Origin of the sequence: Cohnella lupini, from assembly GCF_003386205.1 — a bacterium.
In the GTDB taxonomy this organism is placed as follows: Bacteria; Bacillota; Bacilli; order Paenibacillales; family Paenibacillaceae; genus Cohnella; species Cohnella lupini.
This window is the reverse complement of record NZ_QRDY01000015.1, coordinates 42,887-69,096: the sequence shown is the minus strand read 5'-3', so window position 1 is coordinate 69,096 and position 26,210 is coordinate 42,887. Positions and strand designations below refer to the sequence as shown.

Annotated in this window: 22 protein-coding genes; 5 read left to right on the top strand and 17 right to left on the bottom strand. The window is 50.4% G+C overall.

Annotated elements, in window-relative coordinates:
* The 7 genes from DFP95_RS20670 to DFP95_RS20640 all read right to left on the bottom strand — a co-directional run bounded on the left by DFP95_RS20670 (position 1) and on the right by DFP95_RS20640 (position 10,805).
* Positions 1 to 1,521, bottom strand: a complete 1,521-nt coding sequence (locus DFP95_RS20670) for an ABC transporter substrate-binding protein (protein ID WP_115994589.1) — start codon at positions 1,519 to 1,521, stop codon at positions 1 to 3.
* A gap of 7 nt (positions 1,522 to 1,528) precedes the next feature.
* The gene (locus DFP95_RS20665) at positions 1,529 to 2,290 is read right to left on the bottom strand and encodes a response regulator transcription factor (protein WP_115994588.1); all 762 of its coding nucleotides are present in this window, start codon (positions 2,288 to 2,290) and stop codon (positions 1,529 to 1,531) included.
* Positions 2,265 to 4,025 carry a sensor histidine kinase gene (locus tag DFP95_RS20660; protein WP_115994587.1) on the bottom strand — a complete coding sequence of 587 codons (1,761 nt, stop codon included), beginning with the start codon at positions 4,023 to 4,025 and terminating at the stop codon, positions 2,265 to 2,267. The genes DFP95_RS20665 and DFP95_RS20660 overlap by 26 nt, the downstream gene beginning before the upstream one ends.
* A 151-nt stretch (positions 4,026 to 4,176) precedes the next feature.
* Positions 4,177 to 5,691: an ABC transporter substrate-binding protein gene (locus tag DFP95_RS20655; protein WP_115994586.1), complete on the bottom strand. Its 1,515-nt coding sequence runs from the start codon at positions 5,689 to 5,691 to the stop codon at positions 4,177 to 4,179.
* Between the two features lie 96 nt (positions 5,692 to 5,787).
* Entirely contained in the window at positions 5,788 to 6,717 is a 930-nt protein-coding gene (locus DFP95_RS20650; RefSeq protein WP_115994585.1) for a carbohydrate ABC transporter permease, read from the bottom strand.
* Between the two features lie 15 nt (positions 6,718 to 6,732).
* Positions 6,733 to 7,677 (bottom strand): ABC transporter permease, encoded by a 945-nt coding sequence (locus tag DFP95_RS20645; protein ID WP_115994584.1) that lies wholly within the window; start codon positions 7,675 to 7,677, stop codon positions 6,733 to 6,735.
* A 605-nt stretch (positions 7,678 to 8,282) separates the two neighbouring features.
* Positions 8,283 to 10,805: an S-layer homology domain-containing protein gene (locus tag DFP95_RS20640; protein WP_115994636.1), complete on the bottom strand. Its 2,523-nt coding sequence runs from the start codon at positions 10,803 to 10,805 to the stop codon at positions 8,283 to 8,285.
* A gap of 268 nt (positions 10,806 to 11,073) precedes the next feature.
* Between DFP95_RS20640 and DFP95_RS20635 the strand changes: the two genes are divergently transcribed.
* Complete coding sequence (locus tag DFP95_RS20635) at positions 11,074 to 13,368, top strand: AraC family transcriptional regulator (protein ID WP_115994583.1); 2,295 nt, start codon at positions 11,074 to 11,076, stop codon at positions 13,366 to 13,368.
* A 52-nt stretch (positions 13,369 to 13,420) separates the two neighbouring features.
* Positions 13,421 to 15,007 (top strand): extracellular solute-binding protein, encoded by a 1,587-nt coding sequence (locus DFP95_RS20630; RefSeq protein ID WP_245987796.1) that lies wholly within the window; start codon positions 13,421 to 13,423, stop codon positions 15,005 to 15,007.
* A gap of 181 nt (positions 15,008 to 15,188) precedes the next feature.
* Here the strand turns inward: DFP95_RS20630 and DFP95_RS20625 are convergent, their stop codons facing one another.
* From DFP95_RS20625 to DFP95_RS20605, 5 genes are all read right to left on the bottom strand, one after another.
* On the bottom strand, positions 15,189 to 15,611 hold the full coding sequence (locus DFP95_RS20625; RefSeq protein ID WP_115994581.1) for a VOC family protein: 423 nt from the start codon (positions 15,609 to 15,611) through the stop codon (positions 15,189 to 15,191).
* Positions 15,612 to 15,710: 99 nt separating this feature from the next.
* On the bottom strand, positions 15,711 to 16,076 hold the full coding sequence (locus DFP95_RS20620; protein WP_115994580.1) for a GntR family transcriptional regulator: 366 nt from the start codon (positions 16,074 to 16,076) through the stop codon (positions 15,711 to 15,713).
* Positions 16,073 to 16,729, bottom strand: coding sequence for an ABC-2 transporter permease (locus DFP95_RS20615; protein WP_115994579.1), 657 nt, complete (start codon positions 16,727 to 16,729; stop codon positions 16,073 to 16,075). Before DFP95_RS20615 ends, DFP95_RS20620 begins: the two co-directional genes overlap by 4 nt.
* Complete coding sequence (locus tag DFP95_RS20610) at positions 16,722 to 17,576, bottom strand: ABC transporter ATP-binding protein (protein WP_115994578.1); 855 nt, start codon at positions 17,574 to 17,576, stop codon at positions 16,722 to 16,724. Before DFP95_RS20610 ends, DFP95_RS20615 begins: the two co-directional genes overlap by 8 nt.
* 173 nt (positions 17,577 to 17,749) lie before the next feature.
* A complete protein-coding gene (locus DFP95_RS20605; RefSeq protein WP_115994577.1) occupies positions 17,750 to 18,631 on the bottom strand; it encodes a TolB family protein in 882 nt (293 codons plus the stop codon).
* Between the two features lie 91 nt (positions 18,632 to 18,722).
* Here DFP95_RS20605 and DFP95_RS29010 point away from each other — a divergent pair, with 91 nt between their 5' ends.
* Positions 18,723 to 18,881: a hypothetical protein gene (locus tag DFP95_RS29010; protein ID WP_181907544.1), complete on the top strand. Its 159-nt coding sequence runs from the start codon at positions 18,723 to 18,725 to the stop codon at positions 18,879 to 18,881.
* A gap of 103 nt (positions 18,882 to 18,984) precedes the next feature.
* Here the strand turns inward: DFP95_RS29010 and DFP95_RS20600 are convergent, their stop codons facing one another.
* Entirely contained in the window at positions 18,985 to 20,634 is a 1,650-nt protein-coding gene (locus DFP95_RS20600) for an FAD-binding dehydrogenase (protein WP_115994576.1), read from the bottom strand.
* Between the two features lie 157 nt (positions 20,635 to 20,791).
* Positions 20,792 to 21,253 (bottom strand): phage tail protein, encoded by a 462-nt coding sequence (locus DFP95_RS20595; RefSeq protein WP_115994575.1) that lies wholly within the window; start codon positions 21,251 to 21,253, stop codon positions 20,792 to 20,794.
* Positions 21,254 to 21,499: 246 nt separating this feature from the next.
* Between DFP95_RS20595 and DFP95_RS20590 the strand changes: the two genes are divergently transcribed.
* Both DFP95_RS20590 and DFP95_RS20585 read left to right on the top strand, forming a co-directional pair.
* A complete protein-coding gene (locus DFP95_RS20590; protein ID WP_115994574.1) occupies positions 21,500 to 21,931 on the top strand; it encodes a DUF1641 domain-containing protein in 432 nt (143 codons plus the stop codon).
* Positions 21,932 to 21,948: 17 nt separating this feature from the next.
* A complete protein-coding gene (locus DFP95_RS20585) occupies positions 21,949 to 23,130 on the top strand; it encodes an NAD(P)/FAD-dependent oxidoreductase (protein WP_115994573.1) in 1,182 nt (393 codons plus the stop codon).
* Positions 23,131 to 23,214: 84 nt separating this feature from the next.
* Here the strand turns inward: DFP95_RS20585 and DFP95_RS20580 are convergent, their stop codons facing one another.
* The 3 genes from DFP95_RS20580 to DFP95_RS20570 form a co-directional block, all read right to left on the bottom strand.
* Complete coding sequence (locus DFP95_RS20580) at positions 23,215 to 23,895, bottom strand: hypothetical protein (RefSeq protein ID WP_115994572.1); 681 nt, start codon at positions 23,893 to 23,895, stop codon at positions 23,215 to 23,217.
* A gap of 104 nt (positions 23,896 to 23,999) precedes the next feature.
* The gene (locus DFP95_RS20575) at positions 24,000 to 25,376 is read right to left on the bottom strand and encodes a sensor histidine kinase (RefSeq protein WP_245987794.1); all 1,377 of its coding nucleotides are present in this window, start codon (positions 25,374 to 25,376) and stop codon (positions 24,000 to 24,002) included.
* A 20-nt stretch (positions 25,377 to 25,396) separates the two neighbouring features.
* Positions 25,397 to 26,095: a response regulator transcription factor gene (locus DFP95_RS20570; RefSeq protein WP_115994571.1), complete on the bottom strand. Its 699-nt coding sequence runs from the start codon at positions 26,093 to 26,095 to the stop codon at positions 25,397 to 25,399.
* Between the last annotated feature and the right edge of the window lie 115 nt (positions 26,096 to 26,210).

The following is a 26,210-nucleotide window of genomic DNA, read 5'->3' as shown; positions in this document are numbered from 1 at the left end:
CTACGAATGAGCGGCTCGCCAGGCGTCAAGCTGCCTTTGAACTTCGAGTCGCACCTCGTCGATTCCCGCCTGCCGCAGCTCCTGATTGAACTTCGGAAGCACCTCGTTCACGTTGACGCTGCCGGTCATCAGGCTGGGAAAGTATTTCTCCCATACCATCTGGATATTCTGCACCTGGATCGGCATCCGGGACAAGTCCGGAGTAAAGCCCAGCGTGCTCGAATCGACGGCTTCCCTGTTACTTGCGCGGAACTGATCCCATTTGTCCAATGGATCGGGGAATTCTCCGCCCATGGTCTTCAAGATGAACCAATTGCCTTGCGTGTACTGCACGCCTCCATAGCTTGGCCGAGCGTCCGGGATCGGATTCCCGTTATTATCCTTGGGAGGGATCGGCACCACTTGGCCGTTGCTATCCAGCGAGTAGTGCACGCCTTCGATTCCGAAATTGAACAGGTTGCGTACCTCGGGATCCGTGTTAAGCAGATTGAGGAACTTTACGGCCTCGACGGGATGTTTCGTATCCATGCTGACGGCCATGATTCCTCCCCTGGTAGATTCTGTCGTGATTAACGCGGGGGTTACGGGGTAAGCCACCAGCTTGTAACCGCGATCCTTGCTCCAGCTGTTTTCCGATAACGGGCCGCCGCCGGCGGCTTTCCAGAAAACGAGCTCTCCCCGCTCCAGCCCTTGGCTTTCCCGCAAGGCCGCATCCTCGTTAATATAGCCCTCCACATAGTAGTGCCGAAGAATATCCAGTACGTTCCGGGCTTCCTCGGTTTCGAAAATATTTACGACCGGGGAGCCGGGATCGAGCAACCGCACCATGAGCGGAAGCGTCTTCTCCGATACGTATTCGTAACCGTCCAAGGCAAAGAAATTTTGAGAGTCCTTGTCCAGATCCATCGGCTGGTACGAGGGCTCCTTCTGCTTGATCATCCGGAGCAGCGGTTCAAGGGACGCTAACGAAGTATACTTCGAGATGTCTATGCCATACTTCTTAACTAGCGCGTCCGGATACATCCATTGGTCGCGTACCGCTAATTCCTTATTGGTCGGCACCCCATAGATGCCTCCGTCATCCATCCGCACGCCTTCCCAGAAAATAGGATCGATTGCGTCGTACATGTCCTCTCCCACGGTGGCCAAATAATCGTTCAGCCTTAACCATGCTCCTCTTTGCGCGTAAGTGGTATACTCCGGCGCAAAGGCGATGTCAAAGGGAGTGCCTGCCGACACAAGAGTGTTCAACCGGTCTTCGTACTCCTGCCAGCCTACTTTAATATACGTTACGGTAACGCCGATTTTCTTGGCCAGGATCTCGTTGATCTTGTCGTTGACCATCGGAAGGTCCGGGTCCGGATCCCCGATCGTGTAATAGATCAAATTCACCGTATCGCCGGGCAATGCGTCATTACCGTCCTTGCCGGATGCGGAGAAGCAGCCGGCCAGTGCCAGCGTCAATATCATGACGGGTATGAAGAAAGCGGCGAGACGAATCCAATTCCGTTGTTGTCTCATCGCGGCGCTATTCCTTTCTTCGCAAATCCGAGGGCGATTTGTCGAAATAAGCGTGGAAATGAGAGTAAAAATAGTTCAGGTTGGGATAGCCGACCGAAAGCGCGATGCTGATGATCTTCTCGTCCGTGGACTGAATGCGTTCCTGGGCGCGGAGCATCCGGTAGGCCATCAAATATTCCGAAAACTTCATCTGCGTCTCCTTGAGGAATAGCTGCCCGAGGTAGGTGCCGTTCATGCGAAAACGTTCGGCAACCGACTTCAAATTCAAGTTCTGGGCATACTCCGCCTTGACGATCAACAGTATGCGGTTGGCCAACTTGGACAAGCTGTCGTAGCGCACTCCGAGCACCGGGTCCATGTCCAAGTCCTCGCGATCCTTCCCTTCCAGCGTACCATGCAAATCTTCCACGATAATCTTCTCGACGAGATGCTGCAGCTTCGAACGGTCGACGGGTTTGAGCAGATAGTCCTTGGCGCCGCAGCGAATGGCCTCCAGCGCATACTGGAATTCTCCATAGCCGCTCATGATGATGTATTTCGCGGGAAGACGCAGTTCATTGAGCATGTGGATGGCATCATAACCGCGTTTCTTGCCGATACATACATCGAAGATAGCCAGGTCCGGCATAAAATCCACCGACTTCGAAATTGCGCCCTCGTACGTTTCGCTCGTCTCTATGCGGCCAAAGCCGTAACTTTCCCAGTCCAGCGTCCGTTTCATTCCCTCCAGAATTTGCGGCTCGTCATCCACGATTAGCAGCTTGTACATCGAAAGTAGCCTCCTTGGATAGGATTACGGTAATTTTGACGCCCGCTTCCTCGTTGTTGTCGATCTTCATGAAGAAGCCCGCCCCATAGAAAAAGTGCAGCCGGGTGTACACGTTGCGCAGACCGATATTATCCGCCGGCGCGTCGTCGAACCTGGAAAGCTTGCTCCTGATTTCGGTCAAGCGATCTTCGGAGATCCTATTGCCGTTGTCCACGATTTCCAGCACGAAGCGATCTTCTTCCTCCCAGCCGTTAACGATGAGCAGATTGAACTCGCTCTCCGGGTTAAAGCCGTGTACGAAGAAATTTTCCGCCAGCGGCTGCAGCCAGAATTTCACCGTAGTTACGGATAGTAACGCCGTCTCCACGTTAAACTGATAGTAAAACCGATCTGGGTATTTGAATTCCATGATTTTCAAATATTTTTGGAGCAAATCCAGTTCGCTGCCCAGCGGAATGATATTCTCGTTCTTCACGATATCGCGGTAAAGCGCCCCCAACGTGGCGATCGCGTCGGAGGTATAGTCGGCGCTGTTCATCAGCGCGGAAGATCGAATAACCTCTAGCGTATTGTACAAAAAGTGAGGATTAATTTGATTCTGAAGCGCTTTCATTTCGGTTTCTTGCTGTTTGAGTTTAAGTAGATAATTGGTTCGGATATGCCGATCGAGCTGATGAATCATATCGTCCAGCTCGCGTGCGATCATGCCGTATTCGTTTTTCCGATAGCGAGCCCGGTTAACCGGCGTGAAATCCGCCGTTTTCACGCGTCCTATGGAATTGATGATCCGTCGCAGGAAGTTCGCGTCCTCGCGCAGATTGTACACGATGAGCAGCAAGACGCAGATCATCGCGGCTAGCACGATAAGAAACACGATAAGCAGTACGCTCGCTTGTTGACGGATCAACGGCGTCAACTCCACGATGCTGACGAACCGATAATCGAAGCCGGCGGACTTAAACGTGACGAAGTACGCACGTTCCGCGAATCCGGTCGATAGAAAGCCGTGCGTCCGTCCATCCGCCACTGCCCGGCAAACCAACTTCTCCGTGTTAGGGCCGCTGCCGGCGATCAAGTACACGTCACCGCTAGCGCTGACTGCCGCCGCTTCTTTCAGATGGTCATTTTGCACCGTTTGGAAAATCCGGTCGCTGCTCACCAAGAATCGGAACTCTCCCAGCTGGCGAGAGATTTGGTTTGGATCCGAAAGCTTCTTGTGGAAGACGAAACCTTTGCCGATCGTCTCGCGGAATGTCTCGTCCGAATTGGGTACCCGGAACAGAAAACTCGTTTTACCGCTGTCGTCGAAGCTCACCACGTTGCCTTCCCGTTCGGTATGCAAGCTAATTTGGGTGATATCTCCCTTACCCCCGTTGCTTAGAAAAGATTTCATATCGTCGGGAAAGGAAACGAGCGGTCGGTTGAATTGGCTTAACTGCAGCCTGCTCGTCAGATAGCCTTCCGCGTTATTTCCCAAGAAGCTGCGTATGTCCGATACCAGCCCGTCATTGGAGTACACCCGCTGCATGAAAGCTTCAATACGGTCGGCATCGTATTGAAGGCTGTTTTCCACCCGGGAGAACGCTCCGTCGGCATCGTTCCGAGCATTGCCCAACCATTGATCCAGCAGTACCGCGCAGGTGAGCGCGCCGAGCGCCAAGCCGATGAATACCACGAATATCGCATAAGCAATGAATTTGCCGCGATAGATCTTGATTTGCATAAATGAACGCATGCGGCGTCTCCTTTGCAATAAGCTTGTGTCGCACCCCGCAGCTCAACCATATAACGTAGTCGCCGATAAAATCAATCCTTATATATGGGTACCAGAAAACCCGAACGGCAATCTCCGTTCGGGTTTTCCTGAAGCCGCTCACCAGTAAGGCTTATTTGAAATAAGCATCGATCTGCTCTTGCGCGGCCTTCATAATCGTATCCATGCCCGCGGCTTTCATTTCCTCGACGATCTTCGGTACCATTTTCTCCGGATCGGAGGCGCCCGTCATCAGTTCATACCGGTATTTGTCCCATACGGCCTTCGTATTGGACACTTCGGTGCTCAGCTCGCTAATGTCCAGGGCAAAGCCCAAGTTCGTGGAAGAAGTCGCTTGATCATTAAGCTTGCGTACTTGATCCCATTGGTCTACCGGAGCGCCCTTCGTAACGGCCAGGTCGAAGAACGTGCCTTGCGTATAAGCGGCCAACGGCCACGTATCGGTTTTGCGCTCGATAACCTTCTCGCCGTCTACGCTGTCGTAGTCTACGCCCAGCTCGCCGAAGGCCAGCATATTGCGCAGCTTCGGATCGGTATTGACCAACTGCAAGTATTTCAAGGCTTCCTTCTTATATTTCGAATTGGCGGAGATCGCGTTCAAGGAGCCTTGGATCGTGCTTGTCGTGTAAATCGGGCCGAAAATTTGGAACATGTCGTACTTCGCAACGCCTTCCGTGATCTGCCAGTTCGCTTCCGCGCCAGGGAATGCCTGAGCTGCGAAGAACGGGCGCGCCTTGTCCGCTTCGGTCTTAGTCGGCGCATCGGGATTGATGATGCCGTCATTGTACCATTGGTGCAACAGCTTCAATCCGTCTTTGACGTCGGGTTGCTCCAGCACGGATACCACTTTACGGGAAGCGTCGTCCACCTTGACGCCGAGCGGCGCCAGACCGAGCGTCATATCGTCGTAGCCGTTGAAGAATCCGTTAAATCCATCGCCTTGGGTGAGCGACAACGGGTAGAAGCTTTTACCCTCGCCGGCTTTCATATCGTGGAAAGGTTTGTCGAGGTCTTTCAGAGACTTGATGCCGGCGGTATCGATGCCGTATTTCTGCACGTAGGTGTCATCGAACACCCAGTATTGGGTCAAAGAAGAGTCCTTGTACGTCGGAACGGAGTAGATTTTGCCGCCGACCTTCGTTCCGTCCCAAACCTTCTCGGGGATGAGCTTGTAGAGATCGGGTGTTTCGCTCTGCACGTCGGCGGTAAGGTCCGCGAATGCTCCCATATTGACTTGCTGGCTGTACTTGCTGTTGTTCGTAAACATGATGTCGAACGGTTCGCCGGTGTTCACGATCGTGTTGATCTTCGTGTCCCAGTCACCCCAGCCGGCTACCTTGATGTCGATTTTCACGCCGATTTTCTCGGCCGTGTACTCGTTCATCGCAGCGAGGGCTTTGTCGAAGTTGGCGGGCACTTGACCGCCGATCGTCCACCAAACCAGCGTAGGCGCATCGCCCGAATCGGCCGGCTTGCTTGCTTCGGATTGAACCGGCGAATTCGTTTCGGTCTGATTGTCGGCCGGCGTGTTCGTCGAAGCGTTATTCGAGGAATTGCAGCCCACCAGGCCGGTTGTCAGGAGTGCCGCTACACCGATGGCGAGCAGATTTTTCTTTGTCTTTTTCATGAACGTTTCCTCCCTTTAATGGCTTCCATATTGTCATCCACCGTCCGAATTCCCCGGTGATTATAATAAACCCAACAACCGGGTCTATTTTCGAGTTCATCCTTTAACCGCGCCCACAGTCAGACCCGATATAAAGTACTTCTGGAAGAACGGATAGGCGGCGGCCACGGGCGCTACTATGACGATAGCTACGGCCATGCGGGCGGATTCCTTAGGCATGGTGGCGACGAGCTCCGCATAGCTAATGCCCATGCTGGAGGCGTTCTTCGCCAACGCGTCCACGTTGCTCATCAAGCTGTTCAGCAAAGCCTGAAGCGAGAACAGGTTCTGATCGTTGATGTACAGCATGGATTGGAACCAATCGTTCCAGTAAGAAAAGCATAGAAACAGCCCGATGGTTGCCAGTACCGGTAACGAAATAGGGATCACGATGGAAAAGAAGATTCTCAACTGGCTCGCGCCGTCGATTTCGGCGGATTCGATCAGACCGTCCGGAATGGTGCTTCGGAAAAAGGTTTTGCAAATAATGACGTTGAAGGAGGAGACGGCCAGTGGCAGGATTAGCGCCCAGACCGTATCCTTCAGGCCCAGCAAGTTCGAGTTGATATAGTAGCTGGACACCAAGCCTCCGTTGAACACCATCGGGATGAACACTACCCAGGTCAGCAGCCCTTTGAGCTTGTAATTCGGTCGGGAGATTACATAACCCATCGAAGTGGTGAGCAGCACGCCCAGTACGGTACCGACTGCGGTAACGAGCACGGATACGCCGAGCGCCCGGGAAATCATCGTTCCTTGCTGGGCAATATAGTAGTAAGCCTCTCCCGAAAGAACTTTCGGGAAAAGATGGTAGCCGCTATGACGAATGGAATCTTCGCTGGATAGCGATACGGACAGCACCACAAGGATGGGCACCAGGCAGACCACCGTCAATAAGATGAATACCGCATGGAAAAACACGTTCGCGGCGGTGCCGATTCGGTTGAATTTGTCGAGACCCGTCCGATAGTTAGCTCTCGTTGTCATTTTCAAGCCTCCCCCTTACATCATGGCGCTGTCCGGATCTACCCGGCGAACGATCCAGTTGGCTATCAGAATGGTCGCGCATCCGAGTACGGATTGTACGAATGCGGAAGCGGAAGCCATGCCTACGGTAGCCGTCTTGAGTTGCTTGTACACAAGTACGTCTATGGTCGTCGCCACGTTGAACAACGAGTTTGAATCCCGCGGAACTTGGAAGAACAAACCGAAGTCCGTGTAGAAGATGCGACCGATCGCCAATATGAACATCATTACGATGACGAGCTTCATAAGGGGCAACGTAATATATCGCGCTTGCTGCCACTTCGAAGCGCCGTCGATCACGGCCGCCTCGTAATACGTGGAGTCGATTCCGGCTATCGTAGCCAAATAGACGACCATGCCATAGCCCAAGCCCTTCCACATATTCATAAAGATGAGAAAGTACGGCCAGTATTTCGCTTCCATATACCAGTTCACGGGATCCTTGCCGAGCTCGGCGAGGTATTGATTGGCGATCCCCTTATCGAAGCTTAGGAACGCCCAAGCAACCGCGGATACGACGACCCAGGAGAGGAAGTACGGCAGGAACATCATCGTTTGATAGATTTTCCCCGCTTTGCGGTTGTGCAGTTGACCGATCATCAGCGCTAAGGTGACGGGCACGGCGATGCCCAGGATAATGAACACCAAGTTGTAGCCCAACGTATTGCGGATGACGATCCAAGCATCGTTAGACTTGAACAGAAATTCGAAGTTTTTGAAGCCGGACCATTCGCTATGAATGACGTTGCTGAGAAAACCGCCGTGGATCTTGAAATCCTTAAAGGCAATAATCAGACCGAACATCGGCAAGAAACAAAACAGGATATACCAGACGGTCGTAGGTAGAGCCAGAAGCGTCAGTTCGGTATCCTGCGTGCGCCAGCGCGTTCGCAAACGTCTTCGCCCGCTTTTCATGTCCATGTTAGCCACCCCTTCTGCTTGTTCGTGTTTTGGAATGTATGCGCCTTCAATTCATCGCTCGAGATTTATCCATTAGATGGTCGAATTTACATGTAAAGCGGAAACAATATGATCTGGCTGATGTCATTGTATAGAAAGTCGATAGCCTCATTCCAGACTAAAAACATGAGACCGCAGTCAACAAACGTTAGATTTCGGCGAGAGAGGGTGCGGCGTTGCTATGATCGTAACAACCATTCGCCTCAGTCGAGGTACGAAACCCCTATAAGTAGAATGGTAATCATCGTTATTGGAGCTATTGAGCACTTTTGTAATCAAAGTAGAATGAAGAACATCACTTTTGATCATATTTAGGAAAGGAATAAGGCAACCGGAGACCAATAGGAATAAAAAACATCTTTATCCAGCTTAATTCTTGAACTTATTCCAAAAGTACATTGAAAAACATCGTATTTGAAATGGATGACTCTCACCCTAGCTTACTTCTACCTACCTGACAGCATAAGAAAAACCGTCAGGGATAATCTCCCTGACGGTCTTATTGTAGGATACGATTCGTTCTATCGCTATTGCCGGTCTATGGATGTATCTGCTGAATGAGCAGGTTACATTCCTTCAATGATTGCCTTGACCGCGCTATCGCTTTCCAGTGCGCGAACGATGAGCGTCACCGCTTCGGCGCGAGTCGTCTTGCCGTTAGGCGCAAAGGTGGAAGAAGAAGTTCCTTTCACCAGCTTGGCCGAGTAGGCTTGCTCGATCGTGCTTGCGGCCCAATAGTCGTCGCTTACGTCCGTGAAATCCGCCCGCGCATCGGTTGCCAATGCGCTAAGGTTTAACACGCGTCCAATGATCGCCACCAACTCGGCGCGAGTGATGGCCGCATCCGGTTTAAAGCTGCCATCCTTATAGCCGGTTACGACCCCTTTCTCAGCCAGCGAGCCGATATAGCCGGCTGCCCAATTCGAGCCCGTGTCCTTGAAGACACTAGATGAAGGATTCGGCGTCAGTCCCAAGGCGCGGACGATCATCGCCGAGATTTCAGCTCTTGTTACAGGTGCATTCGGACGGAAAGTATTATCCTTATATCCGTCGACGATAAGCAATCTCACCGCGATGGCAATGTCGTCCGTTGCCCAATGGCCGGAGGTGTCGCTGAACGTTTTGTTCTCGTTCTTGGTTGCTGCGGCCGCTTCGCCGATTACTTTCAGAAGAGACTCTTGGTTCACCACGTTAGATACGAACGGACTCGCTTTAACGGGCGGCAGCTCTGCATTCCCGCCTGTTGAACCTCCGTTGTTCGTGTCATGAGGTACCGTCCCGGAGCTTGGCGGAGTATATGTGCCCGTGCCCGTTGTATCCGTAATGGCCAACGCGATCCGGTTGGATTCATACACTACCCGAGTGCTGTATTTGCTAGGCAATCCTTCGATCTCGACCGAGCTGAACTGTCCGGTCCGTTGGTTCTCGCTATGATTTATCAGCGCCACGGAGCCCGCGCCGGGCACATAACCGGCATCGAATTTCACTCGAAGCTTCCCGTTCGCGGCTACCGCGCCTTTTACATCGAGCACGTCGCTCGCGCTAGCCATGCCCAGCTCCAGCGTACCGCTCGCGGTTAGGGTCAAATCCCCGCCGATCGTCATTTTGCCGTTAACGCGTTCCGCAAGCGTTCCGCCATTCACCGCTACGTCGCCTTTACCGAACGCCGTCTCCGAATCGCCTTCCAGCGTGCCCGCGCTCAGCTCGGTTCCGCCGGTATACGTGTTACCGCCCATCAGCTTCAACGTACCGCTTCCGTCCTTCGTCAGCTTGCCGCTGCCCGAGATGTTGTTCCGCCACTGATCCATGGCATAGAATCCGCCCTTATCGGCATCCATCGTTACCGTAACGGCACGCTCGAACGCACCGTATCCGTCCGCGGCAGCAAATAAATCCAATCTTCCCCATCCTTCGGGATCATCCAGTACCGGATAACCGGATGGCAAACCCGTCGTTGCCAACACCTCGCGGCGTTGCTCGTCGCTCAGATACGGCAAGCGCGTTTCGAGAAGCACCTCGGCGCGCTTCGGAACAGCCACGGGCTCCGTCACGGAGCCGATCGGCTTAAATCCATACGTCAACCGCTCGGAATATTGCGCCTTGTTCTTGCGATAATCGGTGAAGCGATCTTCCGCCGTACCGGTCTTAGCGAGTAAAATTTCATGCGCTTGGGCATAGGCTTCCTGTTTGATCGCGGCGTTATCCGGATCTGCAAGTGCAGCCGCCGCCAGCGCCGTAGCCAGGACCCGACCGCCCATAACGTCTAACGGCGAGTGCATCCCCGCTACAATCCGGTTGTTGCCGATTTCCGAGGCCCGGGTCAGCAGCTCCTGGAAGCGTTCAGGCACCGAATAAGCCAATGCTAAGGCCGCCAAATACGAAGCGTTCGTATGTCCGCTCGGGAAGCCGCCATCTGTGGCCGGCGTCGGGCTGATCGCGGGTCTCAGGGTAGGCACGATCATGGAAGTATTATCGGCCCAGCGATAGGGGCGCATGTAGTTATAGAAATTTTTCGAAGGCGTTGTCGAAGCATAGTTGCCTCGCAGCGTGCCGATCAAATCTACCATCTTGCCCAGCTCGGAACTCGAATCCCCGCCTTTGTTGGCACCGTTGAGGTCATCGTATTTTACGGTTGTGGCGTCTTCCGGAATGCTCTTGATCGACGTGAACGTATTCGTAGTGCTTCGGTACACGTCGGCCAAAGATCCGAGGCCGTCTATTACGGAATACGTTTGGTTTCTCCGATCATCGTAATACGCGGCATCCCCTTGTGCCGGGGTGCGGGTAGCGGCTAGATCCGCCACATATTGAATGTTAGCGTCCAGAACGGCGGCGTTCAGCTTGGTGCCGTTATTCCAGGATGTCCCCGGAGTCCACAAATCCAAATATTTAGAAAGAGTGCCGATGGCCGGATTGGAATACACCGTCATATTAACGGAAGTATTATTTTTATAGTTGTCTACAAAATAACCCCATGCCGGAGCCGGGGGCAGATCGGTCGACGCTGCCGATGCCGGAGCCGCAAAACTTCCAGCGACCGTATTCGTAATGAGGAGCATACCCAAGGCGACGGATACTCTTTTTTTCATTGCGTTCTTATTCAAGGCGTTGTCCACTCCTAGTTGTTATTGCCGCTCCGCATGTGCCGGAGACGACTTTCCCAATCTATCATCCGGGCTGCTCTCTCCTCAATACAACAATTTCTCCTTAATATCAAAATGGGAGCTTTTCGGTCTTTCCATATTTTTTTATACCGCTAGGCGTCAGTTTTAACATTGCCATAACAAAAGTCGCGGATAAGTTTACAGAAGTCCAGTTATCGTAAAGTATACATTCGTAACGGACGGTGAATCATTCTTGAAAAAGCGGAATTCCGTACTGGCAAACCTGACCTTATCGTATGTAACGATTGTGCTCGTTATCGTTCTGTTGCTTTGCTCTACTTTATATCTCTATTTCTCGAAACATTATAAGGAAGAACTGCGAAACCAAAATCAACTCACGCTGGAGAATACGGCCCAAACGATTGAATCTACCGTTTTTCAGAGAGTTCAGCAGCTCTATTTGGATATTTCTTTGAACACAAACATAGATCTCCGTTTATTTAACGACTCTTCCGATTCCGTCATTCCCAGCAAAGTAATCAGCCTACAGGCGTTGCTTAAGTCTAAAGTGGCAAATAACTCGGAGCTCGTAAGTGCCATTCACTTGTATTATCCAAGGCAACGCGTCATGCTTTCCTCAACCTATGGTCTGGAACTAAACGCGGATCAAGGAAACTCCGCCGTTTATTTCTCGGATTGGATCAACGAATTTCGAAGCCATAACAAAAGCGAGATTTGGACGTCGACCCGGCTAGTCCCGAATGACATATTTTCCAGCTTGCCCGGCAGTAACGATAATGCCTTATTTACTTATGCGCATAGCTATTCCATCCAATCCTCGCGGGCAAATAGCGATTTGATCATCGCCGTAGACGTGAAAGAGGATGTAATTAGCGGCATTATCCGGAACATGATGCCAAGCCGATATACAAACACCTTTATTCTGGATCAGTCCGGAAACACGATAAGCGATTCGGATATCAACAAATTAGGGCTGCAGCACGAATCTGATTCCGGAATAACCAAGGCATTATTGTCCGGGACCGCGTTTGGGAGTTTTAATGAGACCATCGGCCATACCGCCTATGCAATATCCTTCCAATCGATACCGACCAGCGGTTGGAAAATCTATAGCGCCGTTCCCGCCGACACCTTCTACGAAAAATCCCATTTGATACAAAAGTCGATTCTGGGCATTTGCATGTTCGCGCTTTTGTTGGGCATCGCGTTATCCGGAGTCTTTGCCTTGGCGAATTACAGTCCGATCAAACGATTGGTTAACAAAATCAAGTCTTTAACCGATCAGTCACCCGATCATGTAATGAATGAGTACGGACTTATCGACTCCGCCTTCGTTAAGCTCAACGACAAAGTCAGCAGCCTGGAAGAGACGCTGCAGGCTAACAACTCGGTTATCAAGCATAATATCGTACTCAACATGTTGCGCAATGGTTATACCCGTGAAGAATTAGCCGAGGAGCTGCCCTACCTTGGAATTCCTCAGGGATACACCCATTATTGTTGCCTGCTCCTGAATTCGGACAAGAAGGACGTCCCGTTCGCGAACTGGCTGATCAATCAGTTGGAAATCCAGTCCTTTCCGGAAAGCCGTATGATTGCCGAAGAGCTTCCGGACAAGAAAATCGTCGTAATGATTTGCTCTCTATCTGCGAGCGATACGCTATTAGAGCAGTTCTCCGACAGGGTGTTGTCGATGGGCAAAACCCGGTTCGATCTGAACGGTCAGATTTCCTGGGGGTCCTGGGTAAAGGACCTTGGCGAAATACACATTAGCTTTAATGAAGCGGAATCTATGATGAAATACGGGTATTTCCAGCCGGAGCTGTCCGTTCTGAAGGATCTGAATCTCCTTGAACGGGAGAGCAGCCTGGACGAAATCCCTCAGTCCTTCCTCAACCGCTTCAGAGAAAAGTTGCAATTGCGCGATATGAACGAGATCGAGATCGCTGTCGACCATTTAATCGGCGCCCTAAGAGAGGGAACATATGCGGCTGATTACTGCCGGTTCGTGCTCGCCAACACCGTTTTCATCTATTCCGACTACCTAAAGAGCGTCCGGTATAAGCATGACGTTAACGAGCATCCGGACTTGCACAATCAACTTCTCCAGATCCGCGACATTCATGAATATCGTACATGGCTCATGGAGTCCATCGCCTCATTCGTCGACCAAATGGAGAAGCGAACCAGCGAAAGAGCTACCTCGAGCATCGAGTTTGCCAAGCAATATATACATGACCATCTGTCGGAGGATCTGTCTCTCGATGCGGTGGCGGCTAAAGTGTTTATTAGTCCTAAGTATTTGAGCAGACTCTTTAAGGAAGTGCTTGGCGTTACTTATACGGATTACGTCACGACACGGCGTATGGAAAAAGCAAGAACGTTAATCGAAGGCAATAAAATGACGATCGAACAAATATCGAATGCCGTCGGCTATGGGACCGTCGCTTATTTCATTAAAAAATTCAAGGATATTCACGGCTGCACGCCGGGTACTTATTTGCGCAACGCGGCTAAGCATGCTTAAAGCTTTCATTCGCCTTTGGAAGAAATCTTGCGTTTCAGAGAGGATAATCGTATTGGCTACGAGAGTACTATGGCGTTTCGCGATTCTATTTGTCGTTTTTGTTGCGATCTGCGGTTGCGAAGCGAGGCCGGGGAGCTTATCTAACTCGGAACATCGACAGTCCTCCGTTCCCTCCGACAGCCCGAGATATAACATCTCTTGGACGATGCATCTGAATGTGCCGGTTCCCGAGGATGCCGAGATGCTAAAGTACGTGGAAGATAAATTCAACGTGGATCTTGACGTATGGAATCTGGAGAACAATCAATACGAATCGCTTCTGGATATGAAGCTGGCTCAGGGCGATATTCCCGATTTGTTTAGAATCAGACAGCCGCAGGATCTTCTCAAGTATCAGCAGCAAGGTTTGCTTGCCGAAATTCCCGCCGACATGCTGGACAGATACGCCCCGAACATTATGAAGGCCATCAGGAACAACGCCCCGGCTTATCAGTACGATGGCGTCATTGACGAGAAGTATTATGGAATTCCCGTCATCAATCCCACCAACATTTATCGCATGCCTGTCGTTTATCGCAAGGATTGGCTGGATAAGCTGGGGCTTCCGGTGCCTAATACACTATCCGATTTCGAAAAGGTGATCTATGCATTCGCAAACGAGGATCCTGACGGCAACGGAAAGAAGGATACTTACGGCTTGTCGCTCCAAGGAATGAACGTTGTCTTCGGCGCATTCGGGCAGATTGTTTTCGCGGACCAGCTCTACTTCGGGGAGAAGGATAACAATCTGGTTATTGGCGCATTGGAGCCGGAGATGAAGGAGGCTCTGCAATATCTTCGCAAGTGGTACCGCGACGGCGTTATCGATCCGGAGTTTATTACCGGCGAGAATAAAGGGGGCTACAAGCATCTGTCCCACGCCTTCATAGAGGGAAAAATCGGGATGACCTCCATGGGCAATTACTATCATTGGATTCAAAAAGGGGATTATTCAGCGTTGAATGCGGATGGCGAAGAAACGCCCGTAGAGGCCACATTCAATGTGAAGGAGTTGACCGCCAAGTATCCGCAAGCCCGGATCGTATTCGGACGGCCATTTAGCGGACCGGACGGCAAACGAGGCTCCCAAGCTTACGATATGCTGATGAATTTCACGGCAATCGGAGCCGACGCCGCCAAGGAGCCGGGTAAAATGGAGAAAATCCTTCAAATATTGGACTACGTTAGCGCCAATCCCGATCCGGACGAGTACAATTCCATGATCTACGGAGTCCAGGGAAAGCATTGGAAATGGGCTGGGTCCGCGAAGGAGGACGTCATTGTGATGCCTCCCTATGACAAAATGTTCAATTATCAAAACGTAATCGGCTCGAGTCTGGGCATGACCGTGCCCTCGAAACCTACGCAACGGAGGGAGCAATGGGCCTCGAGCTTGAGTCTGGACAAGGACGGCATCTACAATGCTTTGAAAGTCGCGACTCCTTCCTTAATCAGCAAGGGTCCCGATTTAATACAAATGAAAGACAAAGCTTATATCTCCATCATAACAGGCGAAAAACCGTTGAATTACTTCGACGATTTCGTCAAAGAGTTCATGGACGCCGGCGGGAGCCAAGTTCTGCGGGAGGCGAATGACTGAAGCGATTCGTAAATCGCAAAGGTAAAGGTTGTGTAGGATTAAGAACATCGAGACACAGATGAATTAAGAGTCAACCCGTACCACTCGCGTGTCTGTATTGTGCTAGACCAAAAGCAAGAAAGGGCGGTGCAAGGTTAACCTTGCACCGCCCTTTCCGATCGATCAAGCGCTTATCCATCATTTAGCTATCCATCTCGGTATAGATTTGAAAGGTTACGCCGAATTTGTCCGTTACGTCGCCGAATCCGGGGCTGAACGGTTCTTCCTTAAACGGCATATTGACTTGCCCCCCTTGCCGCAAGGCATCATATATTCGTTTTGATTTTTCTACTTCGTTCGTTGTGATGCAAATAGTAACCCGTTTACCATTTTGAATAGGCGCACCTCCCGGAGAATCCGAAAACATGAGCTCCGTTTCGCCGACTTTTAGCTTGGCATGCGCCACAAGACTCTTCATATCGTCAGTAAACGTACTGGGCATGTCCGGCATTTCTCCGTAAGTCACCATGGAGAGGACTTCCGCGCCTATGGCTTGTTCATAAAACCGAATGGCCTCTCTTGCGCGTCCCTCCAAGGTAATATAAGGGGTTAGCTTTACCGACATAGATTTTTCCTCCTCGAGTTTGGATGAAATCGATTTGCGATTCATAAACATAGACGATTCAGACGTCATAGAATCATCGGTATAGCGAGAGAGGCTCTATTAATAAATTTTTTTCAACAGCTCCATCGTTTCTTCTAGCGTGAGGCCAAAGGATTTGTAGTACGATGTATCGACTTTCATTTGCTTCAGGATCATGTCATTACGTATTCTCAGCATCTCATCGGGCGAGAATTCAGCTACAAAACATCCTTTGCCCGTTACTGTATTTATCAATCCGCTTCGTTCAAGTTCCTCCCAAGCTTTCTTTACGGTGATGACACTAACGCGAAGCTCCAGGGCCGCTTGTCGAATCGGCGGTAAACCATAGCCGCTTTCTAACTCGCCTTTCAGTATTTGGGCACTGATTTGTTCGAAAAGCTGCTGATAAATCGGTTTCTCGGAGGTGCTCGAAATAGCTATGTTCATTGGATTTCTACTTTAAGGAATCGTTTAACGGCAATTCGATAAGCCATTAGGGTGAGTGCAATGAATATCACGATTCCTGCAAACAGGATGGATGTTTGAAGCCCAATATCGTCAGCGCCGGTCCCGTTGAAAGTGTCGGAAACAAAAGAATTATCGACTCCGAGCCATTGCGCGACTCCGGCAAAAAGCATCGCGCCTGTAATGGATGCGGTCGTCGCTCCGCCGTATTTATACGCTGTCTTATAGTACACGGATATAAATATGATATTGAATATCCCGAGCATGACAAAGCAGAGTCCCCAGAAGCCCATGTGCGGCGCAAAGAAATAGTAGGTTAGATGCGGGTATAGGCGAAACGTGATCATGCCATAGATCATTGCAACTCCAACATGCAATAATTCCAGGATGACGATAACGGTTACCCTTGCTTTCACGATGTCTTGTTTGATTACGGGCAATATCGCGGTAAACATCAAATCGTTCTGACTTCTAAATCCGGCGAACATGTTCGGAATCGTTATCCAACAAAAATAAAGCGGGACGAGAAAGTAGAGCCACCCGGGAACAAACATTAAGGCGCCTATTAAGAAAGGAAATGCGAAAAACATGGGATTTACTCCCAGTTTCAAGTCCTTCATCACTAAGTTATACATAGGTATCCTCCTTTTTCGCAAAATAAATCATGATTTCCTCGAGACTCGGCGTGGTTGCTTTAATATCGGAAGAGGGGTCGAAGTCTCTGGAATGAATCAGTCCCGTAAAGCCGAATGAATTGATCTTGTAGGAAATCAGCCGTTCCTTTACTTGGTGCAATTGACTCTCGCTACCGCTAAGTAAACGATAAGATTCCATAAATTCGTTTTTCTCGGAACTGGCGACGATTTGCCCCTTCTCGATCAGGGTAATAAAATCCGCGCATTTTTCCAAATCGGAAGTAATGTGTGTAGAGAAGAGAATGCTGATTTCGCCGTCGAGTACGAGCTCTTGAAAAATATCCAGCAGATCGTCTCTAGCGACCGGATCGAGTCCGCTTGTCGGTTCGTCAAGGACAAGAAGCTTCGCGCCATGAGATAAAGCAAGGGCCAAGCTGTACTTCACTTTCATTCCCGTCGACAATTCGGCGATTTTTTTGTTTTCGTCCAATTTGAATCTTCTCAGATAGTTGTAATAAGTTTCGTCATTCCAATTCTTATAGAATTTCTTAATGACCTCGGTCAACGTTTTCAGCTTGCTGCGCGTATAGAAATCGATGCCGCCGAATGCATATCCGATTTCTTGCTTCAATTCGATTTCGTGTTCGGCGATGTTCTTGCCCAAAATGCTGATTTCGCCGCTATCGATTTGAACCATTTTCAAGATCGACTTTATGGTGGTTGTTTTTCCCGCGCCGTTGGCACCGATAAAACCCATGATATAACCCTTTTCCAGTTGAAACGATACCTCTGTTAACTGAAAACCCGGGTATTTCTTATTTAAATTTCGGATGTCTAATGCCAGCATACGTTACCTCCTCATCAAATTGTGTATGTTGTATATGCACAATATATCACGAGGGAATGTTACAGTCAATTGTTCCATATATTCCCGAATACGCAAAGACGGTTGCCGATTCCCTAATGGAAATCAGCAACCGTCTCTATTTGCGAGACCAATATAGAATGATGGACGCGACTCTATTCTCTCATTCGATAGCTTACGAAAGCCAACTCCCGGCTATCCGGAGACCACGAGTTCACGTTGATCGTACCCTGCCCTCCGAACAGCTCCGCAAGCAAGCGAGATTGCCCGCCGCCGACCGGCATCACGCGAATCTCCACATTCTTGTTCGCCGGATGATCCGCGGGCGCCACGTCTCCAACCCTATAGGCGATATAGGCTACCGACCGTCCATCGGGCGAAACATGGGGAAACCAATTGTTGCTCTCCTCGAACGTCATCTGGGTCTGCTCGCTGCCATCCGCGTTCATGCTCCAAACTTGCATCAACCCCGAGCGGGTCGAATTAAACCAAATATGCGCTCCGTCCGGCGAATATTCGGGGCCGTCGTCCAAGCCCGGAGTATCGGTCAGCCTGATTTCCTCTCCGCCGTCCGCCGGAATGGCGTAAACATCGTAAGAGCCGTCCCGTTCCGCGCAATACGCCAGCGTGTTTCCGTCCGGAGACCAGCCATGAAGATAGCTTGGCGCCATCGGGGTGATCAATGTCGGACGACCGCCTTCCAGCGGCAAAATGTAAATGCGTGACTGGCCGTCCTCCGACGTATGATGGCTCACCGCCACCCGAGCATTATCGGGCGACAGCACATGGTCGTTGTTGCAACGATCCGCGTAGGCGGAATCGATCGCTACGCTCGTTCGCGATTCCAAGTCGAAGGAATGAAGCAGCCCTCCGCTATTATAGATGAGCCTCTTACCGTCCCGCGTCCAGTTCGGCGCCTCTATCAGTTCTTGAAATTCCGCCAACTTCCGACGTTCGCCCGTCGCGGCGTTCACGATTTCCAAGATGCTGACGACACCCCTATCTTCGGCCTTGCGCGGTTCTTTTCGGGTATTCATTCGTCTTTCCCCTCTCGAGTAAAATTGTCCGCATATTCCATCGTTTTCCTGTGCATTCTAAAACGTATTCGTGCGCGAAGGAGGTGCCCACATGTCCGAATCATCCAATCAAGCATCCAAAGCCGAGGTGCAAACGACGCCGCTTAATAAGCTGCCGGTACCCGGCGCGGACGACGTCGAAATTTCCGCGGAAGAAGTCGCCGAAGCTTTCGAGAACGCCGAATCCGCGAACGATTCCCAACAAGAGTAATCGCCTGCGCAGCTCGTGATCATAGGTTCATCGGGCACCCGAGAGGGTGCCCTTCTCTATGCGCTCAAAACCCACTATTCTCTTCCCAGCAGATAATACATTCTTATTCCCCTGCAATCGCGCGCCCTGCCGTTCTTCCGGTGAACAGACAACCGCCAAGAAACGTACCTTCGAGAGCGCGATATCCGTGAAAGCCTCCGCCGCCAAAACCCGATGCTTCCCCGGCCGCGTATAGCCCCTTGATCGCTTCCCCATCGCCGTTCAGCACACGTCCGGACAAATCGGTCTGCAACCCGCCTAATGTTTTGCGACTTACGATGCGGAGCCGGACCGCAATGAGCGGACCGTTCCGAGGATCTAGCATCTTGTGCGGCGAAGCGACCCGTATTAATTTGTCGCCGAGATAATTCCTGGCGCCTCGGATCGCCGTAATTTGAAGATCCTTGGTAAATTTATTGTCGATCTGGCGATCCCGCGCAATCAGCTGCCGTTCAATGTCCGCTAAATTAAGCAGCGGCTCCTCCGTCAGCTTGTTCATGCCGGCGACTAGCTCCGCCAACGACTTCGCAATCACGAAATCTTCGCCTTGTTCCATGAAAGCCTTCACGGGAGCCGTTGCTCCCGGCAGTACCCGCGACAGCACTTGTTTAATGCTCTTCCCCGTCAAATCCGGATTCTGCTCGGAACCCGACAACGCGAATTCGCGCTCGATCATTTTCTGCGTCAGAATAAACCAGGAATAACCATAGCCTGTCTTCACGATCGTCTCGAGCGTTCCCAAAGTATCGAAGCCCGGAAAATTGGGGGCCGGAAGACGTTGCCCGCGCGCATCCAACCAGATCGAGGACGGACCCGGGAGAATTCGGATGCCGTGCTTATCCCAAACCGGATTCCAGTTCTTAATGCCTTCGGTATAGTGCCACATTCGGTCGCGGTTGACGATTCGTCCGCCGGCTTGCTCCGTAATATCCAGCATCCGCCCGTCAACATGCGCAGGCACGCCGGAGAGCATCTCGGCAGGAGGCTCGCCGAGTCTACTCGGCCAATTCCGTCTGATCATTTCATGGTTACCGCCAAGGCCGCCGCTGCTGACAAGCACCGATCGCGCACGATACTCGAACTCCCCCGCTACCTCCCGGGAGCTTGCTTCTCCGCGAGCGGCAGTGCTTGGCGCAAGGATAGATCCCGTTATTCCATTAATAGCGCCATTGCTACTCAACAGACGATCCACGCGATGACGCGGCCGATACGTGACGGCTCCGCTCTTCATATGCTCGCGAACGCGCCGTTCGAATGGCGCGACTATGCCGGGACCCGTGCCCCAAACAATGTGAAACCTAGGCACTGAATTGCCATGCCCCTCGGCAAGATAGCCGCCTCGTTCCGCCCAGCCTACGATCGGGAAGAATCGCACGCCCATCTTGTGCAGCCAAGCCCGTTTTTCTCCGGAAGCGAATTCCACGTAGGCTTCAGCCCATTGCCGTCCCCAATAATCTTGGTCATCCTCCCGATCGAAGCCCGCCGCTCCCATCCAGTCCTGCCAGGCAAGCGCTTTCGAATCCTTGATGCCCAACCGCCGTTGCTCGGGAGAATTAACGAGGAACAAGCCTCCGAACGACCACCAAGCTTGCCCCCCGAACGAAGTCTCCGGCTCTTGATCGACAAGCAGCACCCTCTTACCGGCATCCGCAATCTCTACTGTCGCGACCAGCCCGGCAAGTCCGGCTCCCACTACGATTGCATCGAATTCCATGCCGCAAGCCTCCACCCGCTATGAACTGCTTTCTCTTAAATAGTTCCATAGCCTTCTCCTTCATTCCTGCATAAGCAGAGAAAAGCCAACTTCGCATGAAGTTGGCTCTTAAGTATTGGCTTTATTGGCTGGATTTCTCCATAAGCGCCTTTGCTTCTTAATATTGTCCTTTAATGACGAAAAAGGAGCCCCGAATCGTTCCGGCCAGTTTGGATTTCTGTCTAGCAAACTTAAACTTCGTTTCTAGCTCCTTGGGTATCTCCATCCCCTCGGACAGCTTAAATCCAACGGCCCGTTTCTTAGCGTCATCCACCGTATACATGACATTCACCGAAAGACCGTCTTCATAGAAGACGTAGGTAAACTGGATGTTTGCTACTTGAAAACGGGACGTTTCCAAAGGTTTGGCCGCAAACGAAATATCTCGTTCTTGCAAAATCCGGTTCACGTAATCAAGATTCTCCTGACTTTCGTTAGCCGGTACAACCGTAAATTCATGCTCGTATTTATTCATAAAATAACGGGCTTCATTCGCACGTAAACCGGCGAGCGCTTCTACTACGGGCGAAGACTCTAATCCTACCGTGGACACATTCTTAAAATCAACGATATACGACATTTCCATCCCTCTTCTCTATCCATTGACGAGACTAATATAGCAACTACCCATTATTATACCCAAAAACGTAGCAACGGAAAATTCTTACTTCCACTCCATTCCGCGGTCCGATAAAAATGGGAAGATTTACATCGCTATAATGGTCACATAAAACGACCATTAATCGTTTTATATACAATAGAAAATAATAACCATCTCAACTCAGGTGTTATCATGTGAAATTAATCACATAAGGAGGAACCAAAAATGTCGAATACGCCTATACTCGAGTCGGAGCAAGGAGCTTTGGCGGCTGAGGCTAAAGGTACTGCGGATTTGTTGAATCAGTTATCGAAGCCGGAAGTCCAAGAAGCCTTATCCTTACTGATCACTCAATTGCCTAAGCTTGCCGAGATTTCCGCTCAGATTACTAAGACCTACGATTTAGCGCAAAAGGTGCTCTCGGATCGCGTGCTTATCGCGGATACGGCGAAAAGCATCAAAGAATTGGCGATTCCGATCGAAAAGAAGGCGAAAGAGTTCGCGTCCGCGGCCATAGAAGCCAACGACCGCGCTGAGCAAAGCAACGAAACGATCGGCCTGTTCGGCATGCTGAAATTGCTGAAAAATCCCGAACTTCAAAGGATGCTTCGATTCGGCCAAGCTTATCTGGATATTATGGGCGAAAGAAAACAATAAAGTGGAGGAGGATTCATATGCGCAAAAAAATAGTCATTGTCGGAGCCGGTTACGGGGGACTGTTAAGCGCCATTTCGGCGCGAGCGCGTTTAACGGCCGAGGAGGCTTCAATAACCGTTATTAATCGCGTGGCGACTCACCAAATCATTACCGAGCTGCATCGTCTTGCCGCCGGTAACGTCCCTGAACAGGCCGTTGCTATGCCTTTAAATAAGCTTATGAAAAATAAAGAAGTCGATTTACAAATCGGCTCGGTACACAAGATCGACCTGGAGGGCCGTAAAGTCGTACTGGAGGACGGCACATCGTATAGCTATGACGCGTTAGTCCTGGCTCCGGGCAGCGAAAGCAACTATTTCGGCATTCCTGGGCTTCAGGAAAACAGCTTGACCTTGAAATCGGTGGCGGACGCGCACAGGATCTTCAAGCATGTTAACGAGCGTATTAGCGAATACGCCAAGACGAAGAACAAGGCGGACGCGACCTTCATCATCGGTGGCGGCGGCCTTACCGGCGTAGAGCTTATCGGCGAGCTTGTGGACGAACTGCCCGGCATTTGCCGCAGATACAACGTCGATTATGCGGATGTATCCCTCCTTCTGGTGGAAGCCAGCCCGACGATTCTAAAAGGTTTTCCGTCCGAATTGGTTCGGCGAGGAACGGAAAGCCTAGAGAAGCGAGGGGTACAGCTGCTTACCGGGCTCCCGGTCACCGAAGTTAACGGGGTGACCGTTAGCTTGAAGGACGGAAGAAGGATCGACGCTAACACCTTGATTTGGACCGGCGGCGTTAAGGGCAGCGCGCTTGTCGCCGATTGCGGCGTGGAAGTGAATCGCGGACGCGCGACTTTAAATCCGTTCTTGCAATCGACCTCTCATCCCGATGTATTCGTTGCGGGGGATTGCGGGATCGTGATCGGCCCGGAAGGCAGTCCGATCCCGGAGAGCGCGCAGCTCGCGTGGCAGATGGGCGAGCAAGTCGGCGAGAATATCGCGGCTTATTTGAAAGGCATCCCCATGGAAGCCTTCCATTTCGTATTCTCCGGAACGTTGGCCAGCCTTGGACGGAAGGACGCGGTCGGCTTCATCGGCGAGACGGGCATCGAACTGAAAGGTTTGCCGGCTACCTTGATGAAGAAAGCTAGCGACATCCGTTATCTCTCGCACATTAACGGATTATCCTCCCTTGTTTATTATTAAAATGCCAAAAAGGTTCAACCCGCTTCTCGGCGAGGTTGAACCTTTAGGTTACTTTGCCTTTAATATGCGCTCTTGTGGAGTCGTTCAATCCTGAAGCTGGCTTATGCGAATACTCTCGATCTTCGCATCTGTAATGTGAAAGGTCATGACATCCACGTAATTTACCGGTTCAAATCGGAAATTATCCTCTCCGTCGGTGGCTCCATCCCCCATCAGCTTCCCTTCGGGATAAGCCTTTTTCAGCTCTTCGACGCTGTCGCCGACTTTGATATTTCGGATCGTAGGATATTTGGAATCTTTAATTTCAATTGTGCTAATACGGAATTCACTTCCTTCGCCCGCATCGAATGTTTCTATTTCAAGCCCCGGATATTTGTATAAGTTCCTCGTTCGGCCAAGCCAATGATCCATGTTTAACCCATCGTCCGCCGAATAAGTGTGGGATTCTATCTCTTCCGCCTTTCCCAGCATACTTTCAAGCTTTGCATCGTCGACAATGTCGGCAAGCGCTATGGTATGGTCTTTATGGACAAAAGCAAGCTCTTTCAGGATCACGTTCCCGTCCTTAGGAATCGTGCCCTCCTTGATCACCCCGGAATCCGTAGTTGGAGCTTCAGTCGGTTTACTAACCGTTGACGTAGCCGATGATGTAGCCGACGATGTAGCCGACGGCGAATCCTCCCGTTTTTCCTGACATCCCGCCAACAGTGCCATTACAAGTCCCGTAAGCAACACCAGAGTTGCCGATTTTCTTAATGTTTTCATAATCATTACCCCTTCAAAAAAGAATTTGTATAACCTTATGAGGTGATTATATGAAAACAATTTATTAGTGTAATAACAAACTCGTATCATTCTTGTAACTAGCTTCATGATAAGGGAAGAATGATGGAAACCGTGGTTCCCGCGTCGATTTTGCTTTCAATCTCCAAGTATCCGTTAAATTTCTCGACGATTTCTTTGCACATGGGCAAGCCCAGTCCCGAACCCTTGGCAACGGATGCATTCTTCGCTCGATAGAATCTTTCCTGAACCCGGGCAATTTCGTTCTCGTTGATTCCGATTCCCTGATCGCTTATTCGGATGACCGCTTCCTTCTGCCTGATAAACGTTTCGATTCCAATTCGCGTGTCGGCCTTGGAATACTTAATCGCGTTATCTAAAATATTCGCGATGGCGTGCGACATCAAGATTTGATTGACGTTTGCGAAAACCGTTTTTCCCAGCTTTACTTCCAGCGTTAGGCCTTTATTCTCGGCTTTGGATCGCATCTCTTCAACCACGTGATCGGTTAACTCGGATAAATCCGTCTTTTCCTTGCCTATCTCTTCCGAGCCTGCCTTGTCGAACCGAGATAACATTAACAACTCATTGATGAGCAGGGTAAGCCTGTCCGATTCATTTACAAGATGATAATAGATCTTCCGTAAATTCTTATCCTCGTTTTCTCCCTCGTATAAGTATTGGGAAAACCCCCGGATGGCGGCAAGCGGCGTTTTCAGTTCATGAGAAACGTTGGAAACGAACTGCTTCTGGTGCTGTATATAGTCGCTCAATTGAATGCCCATTCGGTTTAATCCTGCGGCGAGCATCCCTAGCTCGTCTTTCCGGTTCAATTGAACCTGCTGGAACTGCTGTTTAGAAAATTTCTCCGTAGCGCCGAGCAAATATTTGATCGGCTTAGTCGTATTGCGGGCAATGAATACGCTTGAGAACGTGATCAGAACAATAAATCCTACCGCGCCGGCAAACAATATATATCGGATTTGATCCATGATGTCGTAAAAGTAAGAAAGGTCTTCGACAAACTCGAACACGTAAACATTTTGATAATACATGTCTTGAATGGGTACCGCAAAATAGAGCAATTTAGCATCGGTGACCGTGTAAGCATAATTCCCCTTGAGGGCATTCTCGATATTCCCCTTAAAAATCGAAGGAGTGCCGTCGTTAATGACAATTCCATCCACCGCCAATCCCAGTAGCCTTAGATGGCTATCGTAGATCCGCACTTCCTGGCCCGATGTTTTCAACCTCTCCAGAGCGTTTCTCGCCACGTCCGAGTCTTGGTCTTCGCCTGTTGAACTTTCATGCTTGGAGAGGATTTCCCTGAAGGACAGCTCATATAAGTCGGCCTTCTCCATCATTTTCTTTTCTATGGTCACGAAACTAAAGTAGTCGATCGCTTTATTCACGGAAATAATAATGATGGCAAAGGACAATACGGAGAAAAATAGATAACTCAACAAAAGCCGAGTGGCATATTTCAGGTGGATTCACCTCCAAGCTGATAGCCGAATCCGTAAATAGTCTTAACGAACTTAGGGTTCTCGGCGTCATCCTCCAGCTTCTTTCTTAACCGCATGACGGTCATATCCACGCTGCGGCTGTCGCCCAAATAATCAAATCCCCACACGATCTCCAGAAGTTCATCCCTTGTATATATTTTACCGGGCCTTTTGAGCAGCGTTTCCAGAATTTTAAATTCCTTGGCTGTCAGGGAAACCGGAGTTCCGTTCTTCGACACCACTTTCGTTTCCAGATCGAATGCCAGTTCTCCATAATTTATCAGTGAGCCTTCGTTGAATCTATTCTGATCGTTATTCTCGTATCTTCTAAGCACGACTTTGATTCTGGCAATGAGCTCCCGGTTATCGAAAGGCTTGGTCAGATAATCTTCCGCCCCAAGCTCAAGTCCTAACACTTTATCTATAATTTCGCTTTTCGCCGATAACATAATAACGGGAATCGCTTGTTTCTTGATTATTTCCTTGCACAGGTCATAGCCGGAATAATCCGGCAGCATTAAATCCAGCAAGACCAAGTCCGGCTTAAAGGCATCCAATTCCTTGAGTCCTTTATCGCCGTTCTCCGCCGTCCGCACCATAAAGTTTTCCCTTCTGAGCACAACCTCGATTAAGTCTCTAATGGCCTCTTCATCATCGATCACGAGAATCTTCTTCACTAGATCCCTCCTCTCATATGTATGGTTATTCGTTTATCTACTACCGAAGTCCTGTTCGGATTAGGTAAAGACGATACCTACTGTCTTCCCTTATAAAGGATTTCTTAAAATCATT

Bases quoted from the DNA above. Each gene is read 5' to 3' on its own strand.
- DFP95_RS20595 (WP_115994575.1), bottom strand. From the start codon at position 21,253: ATGTCGTATATCGTTGATTTTAAGAATGTGTCCACGGTAGGATTAGAG.
- DFP95_RS20670 (WP_115994589.1), bottom strand. From the start codon at position 1,521: ATGAGACAACAACGGAATTGGATTCGTCTCGCCGCTTTCTTCATACCC.
- DFP95_RS20615 (WP_115994579.1), bottom strand. From the start codon at position 16,729: ATGTATAACTTAGTGATGAAGGACTTGAAACTGGGAGTAAATCCCATG.
- DFP95_RS20640 (WP_115994636.1), bottom strand. From the start codon at position 10,805: ATGAAAAAAAGAGTATCCGTCGCCTTGGGTATGCTCCTCATTACGAAT.
- DFP95_RS20655 (WP_115994586.1), bottom strand. From the start codon at position 5,691: ATGAAAAAGACAAAGAAAAATCTGCTCGCCATCGGTGTAGCGGCACTC.
- DFP95_RS20610 (WP_115994578.1), bottom strand. From the start codon at position 17,576: ATGCTGGCATTAGACATCCGAAATTTAAATAAGAAATACCCGGGTTTT.
- DFP95_RS20605 (WP_115994577.1), bottom strand. From the start codon at position 18,631: ATGAATACCCGAAAAGAACCGCGCAAGGCCGAAGATAGGGGTGTCGTC.
- DFP95_RS20580 (WP_115994572.1), bottom strand. From the start codon at position 23,895: ATGAAAACATTAAGAAAATCGGCAACTCTGGTGTTGCTTACGGGACTT.
- DFP95_RS20625 (WP_115994581.1), bottom strand. From the start codon at position 15,611: ATGTCGGTAAAGCTAACCCCTTATATTACCTTGGAGGGACGCGCAAGA.
- DFP95_RS20585 (WP_115994573.1), top strand. From the start codon at position 21,949: ATGCGCAAAAAAATAGTCATTGTCGGAGCCGGTTACGGGGGACTGTTA.
- DFP95_RS20665 (WP_115994588.1), bottom strand. From the start codon at position 2,290: ATGTACAAGCTGCTAATCGTGGATGACGAGCCGCAAATTCTGGAGGGA.
- DFP95_RS20650 (WP_115994585.1), bottom strand. From the start codon at position 6,717: ATGACAACGAGAGCTAACTATCGGACGGGTCTCGACAAATTCAACCGA.
- DFP95_RS20590 (WP_115994574.1), top strand. From the start codon at position 21,500: ATGTCGAATACGCCTATACTCGAGTCGGAGCAAGGAGCTTTGGCGGCT.
- DFP95_RS20660 (WP_115994587.1), bottom strand. From the start codon at position 4,025: ATGCGTTCATTTATGCAAATCAAGATCTATCGCGGCAAATTCATTGCT.
- DFP95_RS20600 (WP_115994576.1), bottom strand. From the start codon at position 20,634: ATGGAATTCGATGCAATCGTAGTGGGAGCCGGACTTGCCGGGCTGGTC.
- DFP95_RS20645 (WP_115994584.1), bottom strand. From the start codon at position 7,677: ATGGACATGAAAAGCGGGCGAAGACGTTTGCGAACGCGCTGGCGCACG.
- DFP95_RS20620 (WP_115994580.1), bottom strand. From the start codon at position 16,076: ATGAACATAGCTATTTCGAGCACCTCCGAGAAACCGATTTATCAGCAG.
- DFP95_RS29010 (WP_181907544.1), top strand. From the start codon at position 18,723: ATGTCCGAATCATCCAATCAAGCATCCAAAGCCGAGGTGCAAACGACG.